This window comes from Paenibacillus sp. FSL M8-0142, from assembly GCF_038597315.1.
GTDB lineage: Bacteria > Bacillota > Bacilli > Paenibacillales > Paenibacillaceae > Paenibacillus_AQ > Paenibacillus_AQ lactis.
On record NZ_CP152008.1, the window covers coordinates 3,792,587 to 3,816,292 of the forward strand.

The 23,706-nt window shown below is 52.8% G+C and carries 20 protein-coding genes; 4 read left to right on the plus strand and 16 right to left on the minus strand.

Annotation, left to right across the window (positions count from 1 at the left end):
- Positions 1 to 81 precede the first annotated feature (81 nt).
- The gene (locus tag NSQ46_RS17455; RefSeq protein WP_213616859.1) at positions 82 to 999 is read left to right on the plus strand and encodes an aldo/keto reductase family oxidoreductase; all 918 of its coding nucleotides are present in this window, start codon (positions 82 to 84) and stop codon (positions 997 to 999) included.
- 227 nt (positions 1,000 to 1,226) lie between these two features.
- Here the strand turns inward: NSQ46_RS17455 and NSQ46_RS17460 are convergent, their stop codons facing one another.
- From NSQ46_RS17460 to ric, 11 genes are all read right to left on the minus strand, one after another.
- Positions 1,227 to 2,546, minus strand: coding sequence for an MFS transporter (locus NSQ46_RS17460; RefSeq protein WP_007130321.1), 1,320 nt, complete (start codon positions 2,544 to 2,546; stop codon positions 1,227 to 1,229).
- Between the two features lie 242 nt (positions 2,547 to 2,788).
- Positions 2,789 to 3,511: a YwiC-like family protein gene (locus NSQ46_RS17465; RefSeq protein WP_040738711.1), complete on the minus strand. Its 723-nt coding sequence runs from the start codon at positions 3,509 to 3,511 to the stop codon at positions 2,789 to 2,791.
- A gap of 132 nt (positions 3,512 to 3,643) precedes the next feature.
- Positions 3,644 to 5,167, minus strand: coding sequence for an MFS transporter (locus NSQ46_RS17470; protein ID WP_342574166.1), 1,524 nt, complete (start codon positions 5,165 to 5,167; stop codon positions 3,644 to 3,646).
- Positions 5,168 to 5,339: 172 nt separating this feature from the next.
- Positions 5,340 to 5,987 (minus strand): response regulator transcription factor, encoded by a 648-nt coding sequence (locus NSQ46_RS17475; protein WP_007130324.1) that lies wholly within the window; start codon positions 5,985 to 5,987, stop codon positions 5,340 to 5,342.
- Positions 5,984 to 7,063, minus strand: a complete 1,080-nt coding sequence (locus NSQ46_RS17480; protein WP_007130325.1) for a sensor histidine kinase — start codon at positions 7,061 to 7,063, stop codon at positions 5,984 to 5,986. The genes NSQ46_RS17475 and NSQ46_RS17480 overlap by 4 nt, the downstream gene beginning before the upstream one ends.
- Positions 7,060 to 7,530: a GAF domain-containing protein gene (locus NSQ46_RS17485; protein ID WP_007130326.1), complete on the minus strand. Its 471-nt coding sequence runs from the start codon at positions 7,528 to 7,530 to the stop codon at positions 7,060 to 7,062. Before NSQ46_RS17485 ends, NSQ46_RS17480 begins: the two co-directional genes overlap by 4 nt.
- Positions 7,531 to 7,580: 50 nt before the next feature.
- Complete coding sequence (gene narI / locus NSQ46_RS17490) at positions 7,581 to 8,273, minus strand: respiratory nitrate reductase subunit gamma (RefSeq protein ID WP_007130327.1); 693 nt, start codon at positions 8,271 to 8,273, stop codon at positions 7,581 to 7,583.
- The gene (gene narJ, locus NSQ46_RS17495; protein WP_040738713.1) at positions 8,270 to 8,839 is read right to left on the minus strand and encodes a nitrate reductase molybdenum cofactor assembly chaperone; all 570 of its coding nucleotides are present in this window, start codon (positions 8,837 to 8,839) and stop codon (positions 8,270 to 8,272) included. The genes narI and narJ overlap by 4 nt, the downstream gene beginning before the upstream one ends.
- Entirely contained in the window at positions 8,832 to 10,367 is a 1,536-nt protein-coding gene (gene narH, locus NSQ46_RS17500) for a nitrate reductase subunit beta (protein WP_007130329.1), read from the minus strand. The genes narJ and narH overlap by 8 nt, the downstream gene beginning before the upstream one ends.
- Positions 10,357 to 14,031: a nitrate reductase subunit alpha gene (locus NSQ46_RS17505; RefSeq protein WP_007130330.1), complete on the minus strand. Its 3,675-nt coding sequence runs from the start codon at positions 14,029 to 14,031 to the stop codon at positions 10,357 to 10,359. The genes narH and NSQ46_RS17505 overlap by 11 nt, the downstream gene beginning before the upstream one ends.
- 270 nt (positions 14,032 to 14,301) lie before the next feature.
- Positions 14,302 to 15,000 (minus strand): iron-sulfur cluster repair di-iron protein, encoded by a 699-nt coding sequence (ric, locus tag NSQ46_RS17510; protein ID WP_007130331.1) that lies wholly within the window; start codon positions 14,998 to 15,000, stop codon positions 14,302 to 14,304.
- A 338-nt stretch (positions 15,001 to 15,338) separates the two neighbouring features.
- Here ric and hmpA point away from each other — a divergent pair, with 338 nt between their 5' ends.
- The gene (hmpA, locus tag NSQ46_RS17515; RefSeq protein WP_007130332.1) at positions 15,339 to 16,547 is read left to right on the plus strand and encodes an NO-inducible flavohemoprotein; all 1,209 of its coding nucleotides are present in this window, start codon (positions 15,339 to 15,341) and stop codon (positions 16,545 to 16,547) included.
- On the opposite strand, the gene NSQ46_RS17520 is transcribed toward hmpA, so the two are convergent.
- Together NSQ46_RS17520 and NSQ46_RS17525 are read right to left on the minus strand one after the other, a co-directional pair.
- On the minus strand, positions 16,511 to 17,032 hold the full coding sequence (locus NSQ46_RS17520; protein WP_007130333.1) for a Crp/Fnr family transcriptional regulator: 522 nt from the start codon (positions 17,030 to 17,032) through the stop codon (positions 16,511 to 16,513). The two genes, hmpA and NSQ46_RS17520, sit on opposite strands and share 37 nt — an antisense overlap.
- Before the next feature lie 247 nt (positions 17,033 to 17,279).
- On the minus strand, positions 17,280 to 18,134 hold the full coding sequence (locus NSQ46_RS17525) for a manganese catalase family protein (protein WP_007130335.1): 855 nt from the start codon (positions 18,132 to 18,134) through the stop codon (positions 17,280 to 17,282).
- Positions 18,135 to 18,317: 183 nt separating this feature from the next.
- On the opposite strand from NSQ46_RS17525, the gene NSQ46_RS17530 reads away from it, so the two are divergent.
- Positions 18,318 to 18,824: a DUF3231 family protein gene (locus NSQ46_RS17530; protein ID WP_007130336.1), complete on the plus strand. Its 507-nt coding sequence runs from the start codon at positions 18,318 to 18,320 to the stop codon at positions 18,822 to 18,824.
- Positions 18,825 to 18,927: 103 nt separating this feature from the next.
- Here the strand turns inward: NSQ46_RS17530 and NSQ46_RS17535 are convergent, their stop codons facing one another.
- Both NSQ46_RS17535 and NSQ46_RS17540 read right to left on the minus strand, forming a co-directional pair.
- Positions 18,928 to 19,278, minus strand: coding sequence for a DUF2512 family protein (locus NSQ46_RS17535; protein WP_007130337.1), 351 nt, complete (start codon positions 19,276 to 19,278; stop codon positions 18,928 to 18,930).
- Positions 19,279 to 19,479: 201 nt separating this feature from the next.
- The gene (locus NSQ46_RS17540) at positions 19,480 to 20,454 is read right to left on the minus strand and encodes a DMT family transporter (RefSeq protein ID WP_341341805.1); all 975 of its coding nucleotides are present in this window, start codon (positions 20,452 to 20,454) and stop codon (positions 19,480 to 19,482) included.
- A 120-nt stretch (positions 20,455 to 20,574) separates the two neighbouring features.
- Here NSQ46_RS17540 and NSQ46_RS17545 point away from each other — a divergent pair, with 120 nt between their 5' ends.
- Positions 20,575 to 21,993 (plus strand): PLP-dependent aminotransferase family protein, encoded by a 1,419-nt coding sequence (locus NSQ46_RS17545; RefSeq protein ID WP_028405535.1) that lies wholly within the window; start codon positions 20,575 to 20,577, stop codon positions 21,991 to 21,993.
- A gap of 16 nt (positions 21,994 to 22,009) precedes the next feature.
- Here NSQ46_RS17545 and NSQ46_RS17550 read toward each other — a convergent pair whose 3' ends face one another.
- On the minus strand, positions 22,010 to 23,656 hold the full coding sequence (locus NSQ46_RS17550) for an alkaline phosphatase family protein (RefSeq protein ID WP_342574175.1): 1,647 nt from the start codon (positions 23,654 to 23,656) through the stop codon (positions 22,010 to 22,012).
- Positions 23,657 to 23,706: the final 50 nt, after the last annotated feature.

Below are 23,706 nucleotides of genomic sequence, written 5' to 3' on the forward strand. Positions count from 1 at the left end.
AACCTCCATTGAACATGTCACAATAACAAGAGAGACTTTTGCCACAGCAACTAAACCTACTATGAATCGGAGGGTCTTGATTTGAAAACGATTAAACTTGGAAGCAGTTCGCTTGAAGTACCTGTCGTAGCCGTCGGCTGTATGCGAATAAATTCGCTGGATAAAGCGGAGGCCGAGCGTTTCGTTCAAACGGCGCTTGAGGAAGGGGCCAACTTTTTCGACCATGCCGACATTTACGGCGGCGGAGCCTGCGAGGAAATCTTCTCCGAAGCTATACATATGAGTGCGAGCGTCCGCGAGCAGATCATTCTGCAGTCGAAATGCGGGATTCGTCAAGGGATGTTCGACTTTTCGAAAGAGCATATTCTGAATTCGGTTGACGGCATTTTGAAAAGACTGAACACCGAATACCTCGATGTGCTGCTCCTGCACCGTCCGGATGCCCTTGTTGAGCCGGAAGAGGTTGCCGAAGCATTTGATCAGCTTGAGCGCTCGGGCAAAGTAAGACACTTCGGTGTATCCAATCAAAACCCGATGCAGATTCAGCTGCTGAAAAAAGCCGTGAAGCAGCCGATCGTGGCTAACCAGCTTCAGCTCAGCATCACGAATGCCACCATGATTTCAAGCGGAATCAATGTGAATATGGAGAATGAATCCGCCGTCAACCGCGACGGCAGCGTGCTCGACTTCTGCAGGCTGCATGATATTACGATTCAGCCATGGTCCCCATTCCAATACGGATTTTTCGAAGGGGTATTCTTGGGAAGCGACAAATTCCCTGAGCTGAACCGGCAGATCGATGAGATCGCAGATAAATATGGCGTAAGCAATACAACCATCGCCATTGCCTGGCTGCTTCGCCACCCTGCCCGCATGCAGCCCGTGATCGGCACAATGAATATCGATCGCTTAAAGGACTGCATCAAGGCGAGCGATATCGTGCTGACGCGTGAGGAATGGTATGCGATCTACCGCGCGGCAGGCAATATTCTTCCATAAGCGCTAGCAGAACATAATTACGGTCAGAGCATAAACACTGTAGAACATTAGCACTGATAGCTCATAATTACAGTCAGAGCATAAGCACTGCAGTACATTAGCACTGTCAGTTCATAATTACGGTCAGAGCGCAAGCACTGCCGAATCATAAACTCTGTCAGCGTAAAAACAGCCTCCGGACCAAGCAGACCGGAGGCTGTTTTATTCCTATGAAACCCGTTGCCGGATTAAGCGCTTTTGCTTGATTGCGCTGCCGTTTTACCCAGCTTGATCGATCCCAGGCAGACTGGGATCAATACCAGCGATAGCAAGCCTCCGGCCAGGGACAGCGTGCTGTAGCTCGTGCTGGCTGCGACCACGCCGGACAACGCGCCGCCCGAAGCGCCGGCAAGGGCAATCAACACATCAATCGTTCCCTGCGTCTTAGCCCGGGTAGTTGGATGCGTAGCGTCAACGATCATCGCCGTTCCGCTGATCAAGCCCAGGTTCCAGCCTACGCCAAGCAAGGCGAGGGCAAGGATGAGCAGCACAAGCGAATCGGCCGGCGCGAACGCTGCCAAGATCCCGGAGATCAACAGGACCATGCCGGATGCGATGGACATGGCAAGCCGTCCCACTTTATCCACGAGATAACCGGTAATGAGCGACGGGAGATACATGGCCCCGATATGGATGCCGATCACTAAGCCGACAGCACCTAGTCCGTGACCGTGATGCTTCATGTGGACCGGCGTCATGGTCATGATGGAGATCATCACCACTTGAGTCAATATCATCACGGCTGTCCCGACCACGAGCCCCCGTTTGTTCCCGTCCCCAGTTGTTGAATCCGAAGATGGCCCAGCGCTGGTACGGTTCGCTTGAGCGATCGCTTGCGCTATAGCGTAAGGATCGGGACGAAGCAACACCAGCAGCACCAGGCCAGCCAGTATGAATGCCGCAGCTGCTAGGATAAACGGTCCCGCTAAAGCGGGCACGCCGATCGACTCTGCGGCCCGGCCCATCACATTGACCAGATTGGGGCCGGCAACAGCGCCGAATGTCGTCGATACCATTGCCACACTGACCGCCGATGCACGCTGTGAAGGCTTAGCCAGATCCGTCCCTGCATATCTCGCTTGCAAATTAGTGGCTGTGCCTACACCGTAGATCAGCAATGAAGCAAACAGCAGAATGATGTTCTGTAAGGACGCTGCAATAATGACCCCGATTGCTCCAATCCCGCCGGCAAGGAACCCTGTTGCGAGACCCGGCCCCCGCCCGAAACGCTGGCTAAGCCGTCCGACATACCAAGCACCTAGCGCGGAGCCTACCGTTATCAGTGCGGCTGGAATACCCGCAAAGCTAGCGGTTTTAAGCATTTCCTGGGCAAGCAGCGCTCCGACGGTTAAGCCTGCCGCTAGCCCCGCTCCGCCGAATATTTGCGACAGGATCACGATAATAAGCGTTCGCTTGTACAGCCGTTCTTGAAGAACGGGAGATTCTATGTACTTCTGAATCTTTGGAAGTGCTTGTTCTCTTCCAGAACGTTCCGGTAGTTTCGGCATGATCCGCTCCCCTTTCGTATGCTATTCCTCAGAATACCATAGATTTCTCTCCTCGCTACCCTGTTTTTTTCAAAAGATGTCCCCTGATGGAATCCGGCACGAAAAACAGCCTTCGGTGGTCGATGCACCCAAGGCTGTTTGGCTTTGTATGGGATCAAATTGTGTTCTTCGACCTTCCCCCGCCACCCCTGACAAATGCCGGCTGCCTGGGAGGCGTTCACAGCGAGCTGCCCCCTTTACGGTTAAAGAACCATCATGCTGATCCCTAAAAATTGCACGGAACCTATAATTTCGATAATGCCAACATTCATCGGCTTGATGACTTTTCCGGAAAACAGCCAGCTTCGGCAAAGCGGAAACAGAAACGCAGCAGCGAGCCAGGGTAAGCCGAGGATCAGAGGAACGGCCGGCGCAGCGACATGATACGCCCGCGAATAGACCGTATACCGCTTGTTCTTCCGTTCTCTGAAGACGGATTTCACGAAGAAAACGGTGCCGGCAAAATAGACCACATTCACCAGGGCTACAACCGCCAGCTCTTTACCGACAGTTCCGCCGCCAAGCATATAGGCAGCCGCACCGCCTGTGCAGAACAGCAGAATCGCGCATAGATCATTCAGAAGCGCACGCTCCTTGCGCCGTACGACATGCCATATGTTAACGGTGATCAATGCAAGCAGCACCGGGGCGAACCACAGCATCCACGGGGCATGCCAGATGACGGGAATGAGAAACACCGCTCCGGCTGCAGCGTACCCGATTCCCCAATACACCTCTGAGGTCTGTTTTTTCCTCTTGAGCGATTGTAACAATGGATACGAAGCGAAATACAGCAGCAGCCATGCCAAAAACAGCGGAACATGCAGAACGGTTGGCTTGGCCGCCGTCATTCCGATCATATAGGGGACGATGAGCATCGCCCATCCTCCGTGTTCCCGAGGTATCACGATCTTCGTTCGGTTCATCCTTCTCCCCTGCGCTTTCCAACTGATATTCGATCCTGACTCCAGGCAACAAATGTTTGAAGATACTTGCAGGTTTTCCCAAGGCTTTCGCTTCATCAAGGAATCACTGCCGCAGCGATGACGCTCCTGCCCCTACGTTGTCCGTGCCGTTGCTCGGCCCGCTGCCGCTTGTTCCGTAATGTCGCTGAATGTGCCTACATAATGAATAATATCTCCCGTTTCGTCCTTTACGGCATTGATCGTAAGCAGTTCAAGATACTCTTCCCCGTTCTTTCTGCGGTTCCAAATTTCACCCTGCCAGCTGCCCCGTTCTGCAATTTCCGTCCACATCTCGGTATAGAAGTCCTTAGATTGACGTCCGGATTTCAGGATGCTCGGATTTCTCCCGACCACCTCTTCCTCGGTATATCCCGTCAGCGCAGTGAATGCTGGATTGACCGCATGGATTTTTCCATTCGGATCCGTGACAAGAATGCCTTGGCCTGTCGAGTTAAACACCTTCGAGGAGACCGAAAGTTTGTCCTGAAAGTACATCCAGACGACGATGATAAAGCTGGCGAGGGCTACTTGAGATAAGGCCATGAATCCGATCGCATACTGACCCGTAACCGAATGGATGAACGACAGCATCAGCGGCGGAAAGAAACCGCCGAGACCGCCCATCATGGACACGATGCCGTTCACGATCCCGGCCTGCTTGTTGAAATACAGCGGAACCAGCTTGAAGATGATTCCGTTTCCCAGTCCCGCACCGACCGCAATCGTTAAACAACCGACGGTATATAAACCGATCGACGGAGAGAATGCCAAAAGGATCGCAGCGACCGTAAGTCCGATAAACACGCCCATCAGCAGGAACAGCGGTTTGAATTTGTCGGCAAGAAAGCCGCCGATCGGCCGCATCAATGTTGCAAGCAAAATGAATCCTGCAGTGCGGAGTCCCGCATCGACCTTGGCAAGCTCGAAATGCGTGACCAAGAAGTTCGGCAGGTAGACGGTAAATGCGACAAATGAACCGAAGGTAATAAAATAAAAGAGCGAGAAATACCACAGCTTGTCGTTCTTGTACACGCCCCGAATCTGTTCCATGATCGGTGTCCGAACCATGACTTCCTTGCGGTCTCCCAAGAACACGTTCAACCCCGCAAAGATTAGCAGCAGAACCAGATACAGTTGCACCGTTTTCGACCAGCCGATCTGCGTGGCAATCACCGGTGCGGCAAAAGTCGTTACGGCGGTGCCCAGGTTGCCCATGCCGTAAATGCCGTTCACCAGCCCAAGCTTTTCTTTGGCATAATATTTGGGAAGCGAGGTGACGCCGACGGAGAATACGGCGCCGCCGATGCCGAGGAACAGCCCTCCGATCACAAGATGGGTAAACGTGGAAGCCGAGCTGATAAAATATACCGGAAATAAAAGCGCGATAAAGCTGACGATGAATACAACTCTTGCCCCGACGATATTGGCATAATAGCCGAGCGGAATGCGCAGCACGGAGCCCAGCACCACCGGAATGGCCGTCAGGATGGCAACGCGGTCAGCAGGAACCGGAATATCCTCGCGGATAAACGGCAGCAGCGCGGATATGATCACCCATACCATAAAACCGAGCACCAGATTCATCGTTTGCAGCGGCAGCTGCATTTTTTTGATCATCCCCATCACCTTTTCTCTCGAAAAATGAATGGCTTTCGTATCATGGATCCCCAATTCCATTGTAAGTGCATGTATTCACAAAGATAATAGGGAAGTTCCCTGATCCTTGACAAGGAACTTCCCTATTCATAGGCAGATGGTTTCCCTTCGACGGCTAATGTCCGTAGCAGTATCAGAAATCCAGCAGCTTCTTCTTGAGCGCATATTCAACCAGCTGGGGCCGGCTCTTTAAATTGAGCTTCTCCATAATTTTCGCTTTGTGCGCCTCTACCGTCTTCACGGATACATACAGCATCTCCGCGATCTCTTTATTCCCGTAACCCTTGGCAATCAAAGGCAAAATCTCAAGCTCCCGCTGCGAAAGACTGCTAAGCGGATCCTGCTCGGGACTTTCGCTGTCCTTCTTGATAAATTCCCGCACCAGTGAAGTGGCCATCTGCGGATGAATGTACGTGCCTCCGGCGTAGACCATCCGTATGGCGGAGATCAGCTCATCATCCGGCGCGTTCTTGAGAACATATCCGGACGCGCCGTTCTTCAACACATGAAACAGATAATCCTCATCGTCGTACATGGTCAGAACGATAATCTTGGTGCCTGGATAATCGGCACTGATTTTGCCGGTTGCGATAAGTCCGCTCTCGCCAGGCGGCATGCTCAGGTCCATCAGCAGCACATCGGGCCTGTGTTTGGCTACCATCGCGTATGCTTCCAGCCCGTCCGCTGCCGTAGCTACAACCTCCATGTCCTCCTGATAGTTGATAATCATCGAGAACCCGCTGCGAACGACGGCATGGTCGTCGGCAATGACAATCTTCATGAACGGTCCCCCTCCTGCATTACATCTTGAGACAGTGGTACACTGAGCTGCACCGTTGTGCCTGCGCCTGCCGACGAAGTCAGCGTAAACTGCCCGCCAACCAGCTCCGCGCGCTCCCTCATGCCGTACAATCCGAGCCCGGTCCCTTGCGCCTCGTTAATAAACATATTAAAGCCGACGCCCTCATCCCGGACGGTCAGCTGAAGCCCCCCATTCTCCTCCCACAGCCGCACGTAAACCTCATCCAGCCCGGAATACTTTAGCGCATTAAGCACGGCCTCCTGGCATACCCGGTAAACGACGGTCTCGATTTCGTTGCTGTACCGGGCTGCCGCAAGCTCGGCGGAAAAATGCACAAGCAGGCCATAATTCTTCTCCATCCATTTAAAGTGCGATCTGAACGCAGCTTCGAGGCCCAGATCGTCCAGCGATGCGGGACGAAGCTCTACCGATAAATGCCGAATATCGTCCAGCAGCCGCGTCAAGGACTGCTCCGTCTGCTGGATTTTATTGAGCACATCATCGCTTACGTTCATGTATTTCAGCACGCGCAAATCCACCAGGGAGCTGAGGAGCTCCTGCGCGACGCTGTCATGCAGCTCACGGGAAATCCGCTTGCGTTCATCCTCCTGGGCTTTGATCACGTATTTCAGCATATGGTTACGCTGCAGCATTTCCTGCGTCTTCAGCTGTTTGGTAAGATCAAGCAGCATCAATACGCGGATGCCCTGTTCTTCGTCAATCGTATGATAGCTTGCCGCGAACGGCACGATGCCTTCGTCCCTTGTCCTTAGATATACTTGAAAGGAAGAAAACTCTCCCTTAGGATAATTCAAATAGCATCGGGAGCAGGACATCAGCTCCTGTTCATCCGTGTATCCCTCGCAGGTTTGACAGAACGAGTCGTCAATCCCCGACTGAATCCGCTCAATGACATCGACCTCCAGAATCCGCTCGGCAGCCGGATTCATGCCGACAACGCCGCCTTTTTGATCCATAAAGAAGATGGCTTCCGTACCGTTCCGGTACAGCTTATCCAGCATTTCGCTCAATCGATCCCCGGTCATGGTAATCAAGTCTGCGACACCTCCCTGATCCGAAAAGCTCCTAACGTCACCCCGAGCTGCTCCCGGAAATCGTTAAAAACCGCCGGATTCATCCGGTTCTCCTCCCGGAACCCGGCCAGCAAAACGCCCATTACCCGGGCCTCCACCCACAGCGGAAGGGCCCCTAGACTCTTGAGCTTCTCGGCGGCAATGATCGGAAAATTAAATAAGTCGCGTGCACCAATATCGGCGTTAACGTTTTGAATGAGCATCGATTTTCCGGTCTTGAACACAATTCCGGCGACGCCTTTGCCCGAATGGAGCACGATCCGTTTAAACCGCTCATTGTGATTACCTGAAGCATACTGCCACGTCAGCACAAACCGGTCTTCGGCAGGCTGGACGAGCGCTAGCGACACGAAATCGAATTGAAACCGATCCCGCAGCCTATCGATTTCCAGCTGATAATCATAGCCAGACTGTTCTATTACCGTCATAGCCCTAACTCCTCTGATGTAGAAAAGAAGGCCGCAAAGCCTTCTCTCGTCTACGATTCATATTTACGGTGCTTCCTATAAAGGATATATCTTCTTCCGACATAATTCAACGGAACGCTCCAGACATGGACAAGACGGGTGAACGGCCATAAAGCGAAAATACCGAGCCCGGCCAGAATGTGGATTTTGAAAGACAAAGGCACCTCTGTCATTAGTGACGCATCCGGACGAAGGACGAACAATTGGCGGAACCATACCGATATCGTCTCCCGGTAATTGAAATCCGGCTCCACTGCATTCGTAACGAGCGTACTATACATCCCCATAATAATGATGAACAGCAGCAGCACATTGACGATCAGATCCGATGCCGTGCTGAGCTTCCGAACGCTTCGCAGCGTAAACCTGCGCGATGTCAGCAGAACCATGCCTGCCAATGTCAGCATGCCGAAAGCGCCGCCGACATACACCGCTCCGATATGGTACAAATGCTCATTAACGCCGACCGCCTCCATCCATGACTGGGGGATGCCGAGTCCCGCGACATGTCCCCCGATGACCGGGATGATGCCCAGATGGAACATCAGGCTGCCTGCTTTCAGCCGCTTCTTCTCGATAAACTCGCTGGATTTGGCCGTCCAGTTAAACTGATCGGTCCGGTATCTGTAGATATGTCCGACAATAAAGACCACGATGCAGACATAAGGGACAATGACCCACAAGAGCTGATCCATCATGTTCATCCGAGCTCCGCCTCCTGAATCGTGCACATTTTGAGCGTGTCGCGAAGCGCACGTATTAATCCGGAGTACGGGCTGTCCAGCCGTTCCAGCTCCTTCAACAGATGATACGTTCCGTCCTCCAAGACCGCCAGCATAAGGGACAGGCTCTCCGTCGCTTCCTTCATGTGCCCTTCCCACCGGGCGGCATATAGAAATTCACACATTAGGGGCAGATAATCCGAGAGCTCGGAGCTGGCTATTTCCAGACCGAACAGCTCGTAGGTCTCCTTTAGCCTGACAAGCATTTGCCCCCGCTCCCTGCTGTCCTCCATCTTGAAATAGGTCATGTACAGGGTCGTCTTTTTTTGAAAGTCAAACGTCTGAACATACAATTCTTCAATCTGCTCCAAGCTGAACTCATGCATGCTGTCCCAATATCGCTTGATTGAAGCATAAGCCGGGTGGCCCGCATCCCAGGCCTCCTCCAAGAGCGAAGGGTGAAAGTCCAGTTTATCCGGATAGGTGAGATGCCGTGCAAAAAAACCGAATGACGGTTGCTGCATCTGGAGCTTATCAAGATCAATCACGCCATATCCCCCCGTAGAAGTTTTCTTCATACAACTCCTTGCCGCTCTTATCGAAAGGATTATCCGGCCCGCAGCCGCCGCAGCCCGACTCAAAGCCTTCAAATCCCTGTGAGCGGTACACGTCCAGATGCTGCTCCTTATGCGAGGTTGGGATGACAAACCGGTCTTCGTATTTTGCGATAGCCAGCAAGCGGTACATTTCCTTCACCTGCTGCGTGGTAAGCCCTACCCGCTCCAATCGGCTGTCATCGTATTCGGCTCCCGAGGATTCGGCCCGCATGTAGGAACGCATCATCGCCATTCGCTGCAGCGCTCCTTTGACTACGGCGGTATCTCCTGCCGTCAGCAGGTTCGCTAAATATTGGATCGGCGTGCGCATTTCCTCGATCGCCGGAAAGATCAGATCCGGATTCGCTACGGAATCCTTGCCCTCAAACACATTCATAATCGGACTAAGCGGCGGAACATACCATACCATCGGCAATGTCCGATATTCCGGGTGAAGCGGGAATGCCAGCTTGTATTCGATTGCGAGCTTATACACCGGGGATTGCTGCGCCGCCTCGATCCACTCTTCGGCGATCCCGTCCGCCCGCGCCTGCCGGATGACCTCAGGATCGTGCGGATCCAAGAACAAACTGCACTGAGCTTCATATAAATCCTGCTCGTCGGGAGTAGACGCGACTTCCTGAACTCGGTCTGCGTCATAGAGCAGCACGCCCAGATAACGAATCCGCCCGGTGCACGTTTCGGAGCATACCGTCGGCAGTCCAGCCTCGATTCTAGGAAAGCAGAAGGTGCATTTCTCCGCCTTGTTCGTTTTCCAGTTGAAGTAGACTTTTTTGTACGGACAGCCTGTCATGCAATATCTCCAGCCCCGGCATGCTTCCTGGTCCACCAGCACGATGCCGTCCTCATCGCGCTTGTACATCGCTCCGGACGGGCAGGAAGCGACGCAGCTTGGGTTCAGGCAGTGCTCGCACAGGCGGGGCAAATACACCATGAACGATTGCTCGAAGTTGAACTTGATTTCTTCTTCGATCTTCTCAATATTCGGATCCCGCGGCCCCGTTACATGGGCACCAGCCAAATCGTCCTCCCAGTTCGGTCCCCATTCCAAATCCATCGTCTCACCTGTCACGGCCGATTTCGGCCGGGCGACCGGCTGATGCTTCTTCTCCCCCGATGCGGTCAGATGCTCATAGTTATAAGTCCAAGGCTCATAATAGTCCTTCATTTCCGGCATATCGGGATTGTAGAAGATTTTGCCGAGCGCGATTTTGGACCATCTGCTGCCGGATTTGAGCTCCAGCTTGCCTTTGTTCAGCGTCCAGCCGCCTCTGTACTTCTCCTGATCCTCCCAGCGGACAGGATAGCCGACTCCCGGTTTCGTCTCTACATTGTTGAACCACATATATTCTGCGCCCGGTCTATTGGTCCAGGTGCTCTTGCAAGTCACGCTGCAGGTGTGGCAGCCGATGCATTTATCCAAATTCATGACCATGGCGACCTGTGCTTTAATTTTCAAGCCAATCCACCTCTTTCATTTTGCGGACAGCCACGTACACATCCCGCTGATTTCCGATCGGTCCGTAATAGTTGAAGCCATAGCTGAGCTGCGCGTAGCCTCCCACCATCTGGGTCGGCTTCACGTGAATCCGCGTGGGCGCATTATGACTGCCGCCGCGGTCCTTCGTAATCTCCGAGCCCGGCACATTGATGTGCTTATCCTGGGCGTGGTACATGTACATCGTGCCCTTCGGCATCCGGTGGCTGACAACCGCCCGTGCGGTAACGACCCCGTTACGGTTGTATACCTCGAGCCAATCGTTGTCCTGAATATCATGAGCATCCGCGTCATCATTGTTGATCCATACCGTCGGCCCGCCGCGGAAAAGCGTCAGCATATGCAGATTATCCTGATAGGTGCTGTGAATGTTCCACTTCCCGTGCGGTGTTAGATACCGGAGAACAAGTGCATCCTTCCCGCCGGCGACCTGCTTGTCGCGGGGACCCATCACCATCGGCGGAAGCGTCGGCTTGTAGACCGGCAGCGCTTCGCCGAACTGCAGAAACAGCTCATGGTCGATGTAATAGTGCTGTCTTCCTGTTAGCGTACGGAATGGAACCAAACGTTCGATATTCGTCGTAAACGGCGAGTATCTCCTGCCCATCTTGTTGGAACCGCTGAACACCGGGGTCGGTATGACTTCGCGCGGCTGAGCGGTTATGCTCTGGAAGGTGATTCGCTCTGCTGCCCGGTCTGCGGAAATATCCTTCAGCTTGATGCCGGTGTCTTCCTCCATCGCCTCCCAAGCTCGCTGGGAAACCCTCCCGTTCGTGGCTGATGATATATTCAGGATGACATCCGCTGCGTGCCGGGCCGTGTACAGTTTGGGCAGCCCATCCTTGATCGTTCCATCCTGGTACGTCCCGTTGATTCGTTTCAGCTCGTCGAATTCCTCAGCCACCGGGAAGCTCACGCCGTGGGCGCCGACCTTGCCGGCGGCCAAGTTCGGACCAAGCGTGATAAATTTATCGTAAATTTGCGTATAATCACGTTCGACCACCGTCAAATTCGGCATCGTTATTCCCGGTATCGCCTGGGCCTCACCGGCCTTCCAATCCTTAACCATACCGAATGGCTGCGAGATTTCCCCTTTGCTGTCATGGGCAAGCGGAGTAGCAACCAGATCCTTGTACACGCCCGGCAGATGGGTCTTGGCCATATCCGAGAAATCTTTGGCGATCGTTCGATAAATGTCCCAGTCCGAACGCGATTCCCAGAGCGGGTCTACCGCAGGATTAAACGGATGGACGAATGGATGCATATCCGTTGAGGATAAATCCGTCTTCTCATACCAGGTTGCTGCAGGGAGCACCACGTCCGCGTACATCGGCGTGGCTGTCATTCGGAAATCAAGCGCAACAAGCAGATCCAGCTTGCCCTCCACATCGCCATGCCACGCCACTTCCTCCGGCTTTTCTTCTTCATTCGGCTCCGACAGAAGATTGTCGGAGGCGCCCAGCAGGTGCTTCATGAAGTATTCCTGACCTTTTGCCGAGCTGGATATCAGATTTGAACGCCATACGAACAGCGAGCGGGGGAAGTTCTCCGGAGCATCGGGATCCTCAATCGCAAATCGCGTCTCACCTTTAACCAGCTGATCAAGCGCATGCCGAACGATCTCATCAGCTGTGCTCTTCCCTTCTCTCTCCGCCTCTTCCGCAAAAGCAAGGCTGCTCTTGTTAAACTGCGGATAGGAAGGCAGCCACCCGAGCCGTGCAGCCAATACGTTATAATCAGCAGGATGGCGGTACCGGATATCCCCGCCGGTCGGGGATTTCAGCGCATCCGCCCCCGACTCCTCATATTTCCACTGGTCGGTGGCGAAATAGAAGAAGGAGGTCGCATTCTGCTGGCGCGGAGGTCCTTGCCAGTCTTTGGCGAAGGCGACAGTCGACCAGCCCTCGATCGGCCGGCATTTCTCCTGGCCTACATAATGCGCCCAGCCCCCGCCATTCACTCCCTGGGATGCCGTAAGGATCACCAGATTCAAGATGGAGCGATATATCGTGTCGCTGTTGAACCAATGGTTGATCCCGGCCCCCATGATAATCATGGACCGGCCGCCGGTATCCAGCGCGTTCTGGGCGAATTCGCGGGCGATCTGAATGACGACCGAGGCTTTTACACCGGTGATCGCCTCCTGCCATGCCGGCGTATAATACGAGCTTGCATCCTCGTAATTTGCCGCCTCGAGCTCGCTCCCGACCCGCCGGATTCCATACTGGCTGAGCATCAAGTCATAGACAGTCGTCGCGAGACATGTTGTTCCATCGGCCAAACGCACCGTCCTTGCAGGAATCATCCGTTCGAATATCCCGCTGCCGCTGGAATCGAAATAGGGAAAACAAATGATATGCCAATCCGCATTATGACCTTCCATCGAAAGAGCCGGTTCGATTCGTGTCCCGTCTTCCCGCTCCAGCATTAAATTCCATTTCTCTCCCTGCTCCCAGCGCTGGCCAATCGTGCCGTTCGGGACGATGATTTCACCCGTTTCCGCGTCCAGAATAACCGGCTTCCACTCGGCATTCGGCGAGGCGTCTCCCAGATCGCTTGCCCGCAAGAAACGTCCGGCTTTCAAGCTGTCTCCATGCGCATCGAGCATGATCAAGAACGGCATGTCGGTATACTGCTTCGCATAATTCAGGAACATCGGCTCCGCGCGCTCCCGATAATATTCGTTTAAGATAACATGCGTCATTGCCTGGGCAAGAGCTGCGTCCGTTCCAGGATTCGGTGCGAGCCAGTTATCGGCGAATTTCACATTCTCCGCGTAATCCGGAGCCACGGACACGACCTTGGTTCCCTTGTAACGCACCTCGGTCATAAAGTGTGCATCCGGCGTCCGGGTCAACGGCACATTGGAGCCCCACATGATGAGGTAGCCGGCATTGTACCAATCGCTGGACTCCGGAACGTCGGTCTGCTCCCCCCAGATTTGCGGCGAGGCGGGCGGAAGATCTGCATACCAATCATAAAAGCTGAGCATTTCTCCGCCCAGCAAGGAAATAAACCGGGCTCCTGACGCATAACTGATCATTGACATCGCCGGAATCGGGGTAAATCCGGCAATCCGGTCGGGGCCGTATTTACGAATTGTATAGATCAGCTGTGCGGAGATGAGCTTTGTTGCATCCGGCCAAGTTACGCGCACATGCCCTCCTTTTCCTCGAGCCTGCTTGTAAGCCTTGGCTTGATCCGGGTCCTCCACAATGCTGGCCCAAGCCGCAACCGGATCCTCGTGCAACTCCAAAGCCTTGCTCCACATCCGCCAAAGCTTACCTCGGATATAAGGGTATTTAATTCGAAGCGGACTGTACTCATACCATGAGAATGAGGCTCCACGCGGACAGCCTCGCGGCTCAAATTCCGGCATATCCGGACCGCATGACGGATAATCGATCTGCTGGTTCTCCCAGGTAATGATTCCGTTCTTCACGAACACCTTCCAGCTGCAGGAGCCGGTACAGTTTACGCCGTGGGTCGTCCGAACGACCTTATCGTGCGACCAGCGCTTGCGGTACATATCCTCCCATTCCCGGCTTTTCTCTTCCAGGACGGACCAATTGTCCGAGTAGCTCTCCACTCTTTTGAAGAATTTCAGTCCCGATTTGCGTATCATAGGACGCGTCAACTCCTTCTGCTTGAATGACCATGGTTGGGGAATCCATGTATCGTCCATTCGTATGCATTCATTATGCAGGTATCGCTGGAGGCATCCTACTAGGGAAACTCCTATATTCGCAGGGGAAATCCCTCGTCATGCTGGCGGCAGCCTTTTTTCAGGCACGCACTGGGGTCCCCATCTTGGGAAGATGCAGATGCAAAAAGAACCCCTGCCCGGCGGGCAAAGGCTCTTGAATGGGTATCTATAATAACAGGATGGGCATTGCTATAGGAGCGTGCGAATCTCTTGGAACAGAACGTTGTTCTCCAAATGGATATGCTCATAGGTGTCTTTCTCAAGACCCGCAAGGCGTTGGTAGACAAGTCTGTATGTGCCGCATGCATCATCCGGCAGCTCCCAATCATTGGTGACCTCTCGAAGCTCCTGCAATATGCCGCCTGCACTGGAGTGCTCCTCCTCAAGCCCGGTTATCAGGTGCAGCAATTGCGGTCCAGCATCCGTCTCGGATTCGGTGATGACCCGGACCATAAGCGGGAAGACATTCTGATCTTCATCCTGCGTGTGCTCCAGCAGTTCCTTCTTGAGCTGCGTGAACAGCTCTTGAACCCGCAAAAGCTCAGGATGCCGTTCTCCGTGGACACGGGCAAGCTTAGTAACATATGGGGTCAGAGCCGGCAATTCATCACGCAAGAATGCATGATGCTTATGCTGAATGTGCTCGATGAGCTCAAGAGCGCCCAGGGAGGCCGGACGACTCTCCTGGTATTTCTCAAATTTGTCCTGCAGCAGCTTGACCTGATTCAGGACAGCTTCGGGATCCAGCTGCCGCTGTGCGGCCGCATTCTCCAAGGGAATCTGGCCGCCGCAGCAAAAATCGATGCGAAGCGAACGGAATAAATCAGCCGTCTGAGGCACGGAGGAAACGATATCCGAGACATGGGTATGAAGCGTAATGGTGCTCATAGAAAACAACCTCCTGTCATTTGTGGCCATAGCTTAGCAACTGGCCGTTTCTCACGCCTCAAGTATAGACAGCCCTTTATTTCCGCCTCAGTGATTGCAATCATACGGATTGGGGACAAATTGTGAACGGCAGGCCCCGAAGCAGAAGCACCCATTCAAACCCTGTATGGAGCCCTAAAGGAAACGGCAAACCTTCTTTAAAATGTACCTGTAAATGTTCCTGTTCAAATTTTAAAGTCACAAATTGTTGCGATTTTATGTGATTCAAATCACAATACCATGCGAAACGGGTTATCTATAATGATATCATCCACTTTATGAAAGCGAGGCGCAGCTTTATGCTAAGCGAAAAAACGATCGCAACCATCAAATCAACGGTTCCTGTCCTGGAACAACATGGCGTTACCATCACTTCCACCTTCTATCGGAATATGTTCAAAGCGCATCCGGAGCTGTTGAATATTTTCAACCATGCCAACCAGCAGCGAGGCCGCCAGCAAACCGCCCTTGCAAACACGGTGTATGCAGCGGCACTGCACATCGACCGTTTGGAGGCTATCCTGCCTGCCGTTAAGCAAATCGCGCATAAACACCGGAGTCTTGGCGTCAAACCGGAGCATTATCCTATTGTCGGGGAGCATCTGCTAGGAGCAATTAAAGAGGTGCTTGGAGATGCAGCAACCGAAGAAATTTTGCAGGCGTGGGAGGAAGCATACGGCGTCATTGCGGATGCATTCATTTCAGTTGAAGATGAGATGTATAAGCAATCGGAGACGCAGGTCGGGGGGTGGAGCGGCTTCAAACCGTTCCGGGTCGAGCGAAAAGTACGGGAGAGCGAAGTTATTACGTCCTTCTATCTCGTTCCGGCGGACGGAGGCCCGCTGGCCGCTTTTGAGCCTGGACAATATGTCAGCATCAGGCTGCAAATACCCGGCGAAACTTATACCTTGAACCGCCAGTACAGTTTGTCTGATGCGCCTGGCAAGCCATACTACCGGATTTCAGTAAAACGGGAGGCCGAAGGCATTGATACTCCGGAAGGGAAAGTATCGAATTATCTCCATCAGTCCGTTGAAGAGAACGGGATCGTGGAGCTTTCGGCTCCTGCCGGCGATTTCACATTGAACCTGGAGAATTCGTCTCCGCTCGTCCTCATCAGCGGCGGTGTTGGGCTCACTCCGATGATCAGCATGCTGAACACCGCTGTTGAAGCACAACCGGGGCGTAAGGTGATGTTTATCCACGCAGCACGAAATGCCAATGTCCATGCAATGAAGCAGCATGTCGAGGAGCTCGCGGAAATGAATCCGAATATTTCTTACCGGTGGTGCTACAGCAACCCGGGCGCAGAGGATGGCGGATACCATAAGAGCGGATTGATCGACCTGGCATGGTTAAAAGATACCGTACCCGGGTCATCGGCAGTCTATTATTTCTGCGGTCCGATCCCGTTCATGAAGACGATCAACGACGCGCTTCTGGCAATGGATATTCCTTCCGACCGGATCCATTACGAGTTCTTTGGTCCTGCTGCAAGCCTTTCCTGACGGAGCAGCCGGTTGACCGTTTCCCGTCGCAGCCCGATCAGCTGTCCGATTTCCACTTGGGTCAGGACATCCGTAAGACGCGCAGGTGAGATATACTGCTCGAACCACCGCTGAAGCTTGTGTAATCGCTCAATGGGCTCGATTTCGCTTAATTGATCAATCCGCTCCTGCATCATTCGCAGCTTATCCTGCAGCTGAAGCGCTATGGAACGATATCGTACCGGGTCCTGCTCCAAGGAACCATACCATTCATCCGGACGGTAAACTTGAATCTCGCTTGTCACTAATGCAACCGCGGTTCCGAAATAGGGCTTGGGCGTAATTAATGAATGATGCGGAATCGTTTCCCCGGGGACAATCAAATTCACTAGCAAAGCATTGCCGTCCTGGTGTACACGCTCGATTTTGAGCATGCCGCTCTTCACATGAAACAGCGGGCCGGATTCGCCTTGCCGAAATAAGGTTTCTCCTTTATGAAGGATCATAAACAGGTACCTCCTCAATCATGACACTGTCTCTAATCATAGCGTAAGCGTCATGATATGATCAAGAAGGCCTTATTTGTAGGCGAAGATGTAATGGTAACAGCCCGGTTTCTCTGGTTTTCCTGAGGAACCGGGCTGTTACCGTTTAATAAAGATTCCATGATCTCCCTGCTGCTTGGTACTGTGGTACATTCACGCAACAAAACCGCCTTGAACCAAAAGGCAGTTTTGTTTGCGAAACGCGAAGTTAGGCATTCAGATCGCGTGTTCCGGGGCTATGCTCGTTAGGGAGCTCAGGCAAGTTCGGTACCGGGAAGCCTTCCGGCGGCGGAATGACTTGGAGACTGCCGCCGTTTCGGCTTGGCGTCTGGCCGCTGAAAATTTCACCGATCCGCGTGTTATCCAGCCGAAAATTGAATTGGGCATTATGGAAGCCCATATCCACATATTTTTTACACTCCGGATACTTATTGATATCGTAATTCGGTACAGGGAACAGCTTGCCCCACTCGACGCCAAGCGTCTCCAGCGCCTTGGCAAACGCGTTCTGATGGGCGTTGTCGCGAACGATCAGGAAGGCCAGCGTTTCCCGGAACGTTTTGTTCGTACTCATCTCATAGATTCTTGATTTTTGCAAAACTCCCGTTGATTCCAGCACGAGATTATCGAGCAGATTCGCCACCAGATTGCCGTGGTCGTACACATAATTGCCCATCCAAGGATTGCCTGCCGCATCGACCGGCAGCGAGCTTTGAGCTCCCATAATAAAGTGATGCGGGTTCGCGTGCTTGACCGCCTCATCCAGCGGAGCTTCATCGATTCCGGCATTGCCCGCGCCATCAGCGCCGGCTCCCGTCAACAGCTGGTTGATCGTATGCTGGACGAGCTCGACGTGGCTGATTTCCTCCAAAAACACGCCTCGTATCAAATCCCGAAACTGGGTGTCCAGTCCCCGGAAGTTATTGCTCTGGAAAAAGAACTGCATCATCGTGCGCATCTCGCCGAACCGTCCGCCAAGCGTTTCCTGCAGCACCTTTGCGGCAGCGGGATCGGGTTGATCCGGCACGATCAAATTGATCAGGTCTTCTTTGTAGAAATACATGGCGATGCCTCCGCTTTCCTGGATTGTATTGATGCCTTCAGTTTCATTCCCAGGGACAAGTTTCATGCACGCTGGGGATTATGTAATAATTACCTGCTGTGCACGCCCAAGAAGTTGCAGCATGAAATACATGGTTCCTGTACATAATGACGATGTTCAATAAATATAAAGGAGCGAATCATATTGGGTATTTTAAGCGGCAATCCGAAAGATGAGCCTATGCATTACGGCGAAATCTTCAGCGTATGGGAAACGTCCATGATGGCCAAGGGCACCATCTCTTGCTATGAGGCGTATATGTATCATGCAGGAGACAAGGAGCTGAAGAAGATCCTTGAGGACCTGCTCGACCAAGCGAGACTTGAAATGAAGGAATGCGACGAATTGCTGACCGACAACGGCATTACGCCAGCCCCGGCGCTGGCTGAACGGCCTCCTGCCAAGCTCGAGGAAATCCCGATGGGCGCCCGGTTCACCGATCCGGAAATCGCCGCCAAAATCGCTGCCGAGAATGCGCTAGGACTCGCTTCTTGCAGCAAAGTGATGGGAATGAGCATCCGGGAAGATATCGGCGCTTTGTTTGCGAAATACCATACAACCAAAGCGGCCCTCGGCCTTCGGATTCTTCGCATGAACAAGGAGAAGGGCTGGCTTATTCCTCCGCCGCTCCAAGCGAAGAGGCCTGAATAGCAGCAGCCGCACGAATAGCAAAGAGACTCAGCAGGATCAAAGCCAAGCTGAGTCTCTTCCTTTTGATCGATGGACGGTCGTTTAATGCGGCTTCCAACAAGGCTTAAGCGCGCTGTCTTCGAACCGGGGTATGATCCCGCAGGAGCCACATATGGAACAAATACTCAAAGCCTCCTGCCAAAACCGTAAGCAGCAGTATCTCCGGGAAGCTTAGCGTCCAATTGGCGGCATCGGCAATGATCCACAGCATGACGAATACCAAGCCTGCATCCGCGATGGTCGCTACCATGTTATTCGTCCTTGGCAGAATTAGAAGATCCCCGAGCAGATAAGCAACAATGCCTATGCCCAGCGCGGTGATCAGGGCCGCAATCAGCGTGGCGTTTGAAAGAGCGAGCAGCAAGCCCGTGATCATGACGCCGTGAACCAGCAGCTTAACCAACAGCTTTTCCATAATTATCACTCCTTCTGAAGTTAGGTTATCCAATTGTTACATTTATAACCCGTTTCAGCGCAATCAAACAGCAAGAATGATCTCTAATGGAACCGTGTGCATGCCCTGTCGTTTTATTTTCATCGTTGAAATCGGGGATACAGGGAAAATACAAGCTATCGATTAAATAACCCTCTCTCCCCGCTCCGTTGTTTGCTACTGTTAAGTTCTTTTAGCCGTATTTAGATTCAGTCCGGATTTGCCAATGTTACGTTCACCTCCTATTCGTTTCTGGTTCACGCCGATCAGCACCATGCCACCCGCCACCAGCAGCCCTCCGGCCCATTGCTCCACTCCTGCCCGCTGACCCAGCAAGACCACGGACAGCACCAGGGCGGTAAACGGCATCATTCCAGAAAATGCCGCCGCCGTGGAAGCATCGCATCGGCGGATTCCCGCATACCATAACACAAAGGCAAGTGCCGTCACAAAGGGACCGTACCAGATCAGCGCTAGCCACTCCTCCCATGCGATCCCTGCAAGGGACCGAAGCGGGTGTTCAAACCCCGCCGGTATAAGACAAAGAAGGAACGCTATCGCAGATACCAGCGTCGTTTGCACAACCGGATCCACCGGTTGTTGTGATCGTCCGTCATTTTTTGTCGAGCTCATACGCGACAGGATATTGAATACCGATTCACTAGAAGCCGCGCAGAGCACCAGCACATTTCCGATTAAGTGCTGTACGGTAAAGGGATAATCTTGCGAGAACAGCCCCTGAATCAGAATAATTCCGCTGACCGTGCTAGCGATTCCGAGCAGACTGAAGCGGTTTACCCGCTCCTTCAGAACAAGCCTTGCCAGCACTACGGTAATAGCCGGCGTTGCCCCAGTAATGATCCCCGCTTCCGCAGCGCTGGTATGGGAGAGGCCAAAGAGCATAAACATGCGGAACAAAAACATGCCAAAGACAGCTTGAAGCAGCAGTTGACGCCAGTTTGTGCCGGCTCGGCTCCTGAGCGTACGAACCAGCGCCTGCAATCGCATCGGTACTAGAATCATAAGCGCGAGCAGAAGACTGATCGCCGTAATCGTGAACGCGCCCAGCTTGCCGTTCAACAGCCAGGCCGTAATAACCGAAGTACCTGCCAGCGTAAACGCCCCGAACAGATACAACATCCCTTTCCATCTTTCCACCCGAGTTCACATCCTCACAAAAAACAATAGTCGCTTGATATCCTCAACATGGTACAATCTTATCGGAGTTGGTTGAAGAACCAGTTCAGCTTGAATTTATACAAACCAGTTGGAGGAATTATGTGGGGATTCGAATTGCGGCGAGAAATCGAGGTTCCGCTTAAGCGTCAAATTTATCTGGCAATCAAGGAACAAATTGTTGCCGGAAAGCTTCGTGCAGGGGAAGCCCTTCCTTCCACCCGTCAGTTGGCGGAGGAACTGAAGATCTCCCGAAATACGGTGAATGAGGCTTTTGATATGCTGTTGGCTGAGGGATTCGTTGTAAGCCGCCAGGGAGCTCCAACAAGGATCGCGGAAGGCGTAGCTGTCCATACGGAGAAAAAGGAGGTTGCTCGGCAGCGCGAGGAACAGCCTCTTCCCCTCCTCGCCGATTTCCGTACTGGCCAACCGGAGCTCCGGCGGTTCCCTAATTATTTGTGGCAGCAAATCTCGATCAAGGCTTTCCGCGAGATGTCTAACGATATGCTCGGGTATACGGGCCCCCAGGGACTGCCAAGCTTGCGTTTTGAAATATCCTCCTGGCTGTACCGGAGTAAAGGACTTGTGGTAGATCCGCTGGATATTTTCATAACGGCAGGCGCGACCCACGCCTTGAGTGTCATTGCCCACCTGTTGTACCGGCAGGATCAGGCGATTATCGTTGAAGATCCGACGAACATCGAAATGCTCCAGTCGTTCATCAATAAAGGCTATCAAGTGAAACGCGTTCCGGTGGATGAGTTTGGCTTATTAACAGACAAGCTCCCAAGAATTAGCGGCCCTGTCTATGTAACCCCCTCGCATCAATTCCCGCTTGGCGGAATATTGCCTGCCGATCGTCGTGCGGCTTTGATTCGGTTTGCGAGGGAAAATGACAGCTATATCGTTGAGGATGATTACGACAGTGAATTTAGGTATGAAGGAGACCCGGTTTCCCCCCTCTATGCCGTGGATCCGGATCGCGTGATCTATATCGGAACGTTCAGTAAAGTACTGTTCCCGGCCCTTCGGATCGGCTATGTCATTCTTCCGCATTGCCTTCAGGAGCGATGGCGTTATTTGCGCACGCATACGGATGTGCAGAACCCTCCCTTCGAGCAAGAGGCATTAGCAGAATTTTTACGGACACGGAAATTTGACAGGCATATCCGAAGCATGCGCAAGCTGTATCGTGAACGTAGACAAGCGCTCCTGACAGCATTAAAGGCATCATTCGGTGACCGTTGGCGGCTATGGGGCGATGCAGCCGGACTGCATCTTGCGGTCGAATTCGAGGATATGCAGTTCGATCCGTCCTTTAAAGACATGTGCAGGAGCAACCGGATCCGGATAACACCTGTTGAATATCACGCGATTGCCAAAGGACTTCACGCCAATAAGCTGTTATTCGGCTATGGTCACCTGGAACCTCAACAGATCGAAGATGGGCTTGCGGTGCTGAAAGAATTTCTGATTGCCCGGGGATATATGTCATCCGCTCGGCTTGCCCCCCTTAAATAACCATGAAAAAACCGCACTATCGCGCGGTTTCTCCGTCGATCTTCCTTTGCTTCTCGCCTTGTGATGGCTCCACCAGCAAATCCAGCAGGAACGCCTTTAGATCAATCACACGCAAGTACCGGGGTTCACGGTCTGTTCCGCAAATAATGAGCGGCACAAGCGATTCCTTCTTCCTTATAGATCCGTGCCCGCCTCCTCCTTCATGCGTCGGAGAGCTTCGGTCTTTGAGCTCATAACCCGGTTTCGAGGTTACAACCATATAGCTCCCGGCGTGGGAATGAAGAGCGCTCGCCAGTCTTTGCAGAACATCAGGGTATTCACCATAGCTTATGGATTGTCCCCCGTCCCCATCATTCTTGCCTGCTTTCAGATTCAAAGCGTCCATGTCCCCTTCGATCTCCCACTTCTGCCCATAGGTGTCCGAGAACGGACCATCCGCACGATATTTCAGTTTCTTGCCTGAAGAACTCCGGGTGACATGAATCCATCCGTCATCTTTCCATGCGGCCATGTCGATACGATTGTCCTTAAGAAGCTTGCCTGCAATTTCTTGCAGCGAGTACTTCCCATTCGCGTTGTATACGTAAGCCATCGTTTCATTCACGGCGAGGATCACATCGGTTTCATCCGTCGGCCGCTCGCCCGGACGCAGGATACGGTACCCGTTCAGTATGGCCGGAAGGTCGATTTCCGAATGCTGATCAGCCGGCAGCAGCTGCGTCATGCCGCTGTCGCCCGCAATGATGATCACGGCTTCATCCAGCGCTTGTTCGGGCGATCCGAAGGCTTGCAGCATGGAATGAAGCTGAGCGTCAAGCTTCTTGACGCCTTCCAAATCCGAAGGCCCTTTCTTATGAAGCTTCTGATCCAGATCCGGCAAATACACGTATAAAAAGTCCGGCAGCTTCTTCTCCTTGATTAAGTATTCCAAGGCTTCCAGCGCAAATTTGTTATCCATTCCCAATCGGTTGGCAATGCTATCAGGCATATTCTTTTTGCCGTTCAGCGGATTGGAGAGGGCACCCAAGGTCAACAGATCGGGGCCTTTGACCTTGATGTTGCGATGAAGTGAGGTCGGTACCTCGATCCACGTTGGAATGGAGAGGGTATGCTCCGATTTTCCCCGATACACCAAACCGTTGATCGAGCCGGAAGTCAACCCGAGTCTGGCCGCTTCTTCATAGATCGTAGGAATCTTCGGATTGAGGTGCCGGCCGTTCAGGTTGATTAGGGCATCCTCAAGCACATGATTCACGCCCTGCCTCAGAATCTCCATCGGACCGGTTCCGTAGTTGATTAACCGTTTCTCCTCGGCCGAATACCAAAGAAGCCCGGGTACTCGATGTTCATGAGGATAGGGTCCGGTCAGCATCGAGCTGTCAATCGTCACCGACATCGTCGGAAACGAACTGACCATATCCCTATGATACTGTCCATTCTCGATAAGATACTGAAAGGTTGGAAGCTGCTTTTGACGGATCCCTTCATCGATGGATTGGGCCATCAAAGTGTCTATCATAAGAAAGATCACTTTCTTCTTATCGGCCCCCTGCTTGGACTTCACATGCAGCAAATCATGCTCTTTCGTCTCTTTATTCCCACAGCCTACCGCAGCCGCCAGGATGAGAACCACAGCAAACCATTTCATTCCCATTGTTCGCATATCGTCACCCGCCTTACCTACATTTTGCAACGGATAACGAAATGTCATTC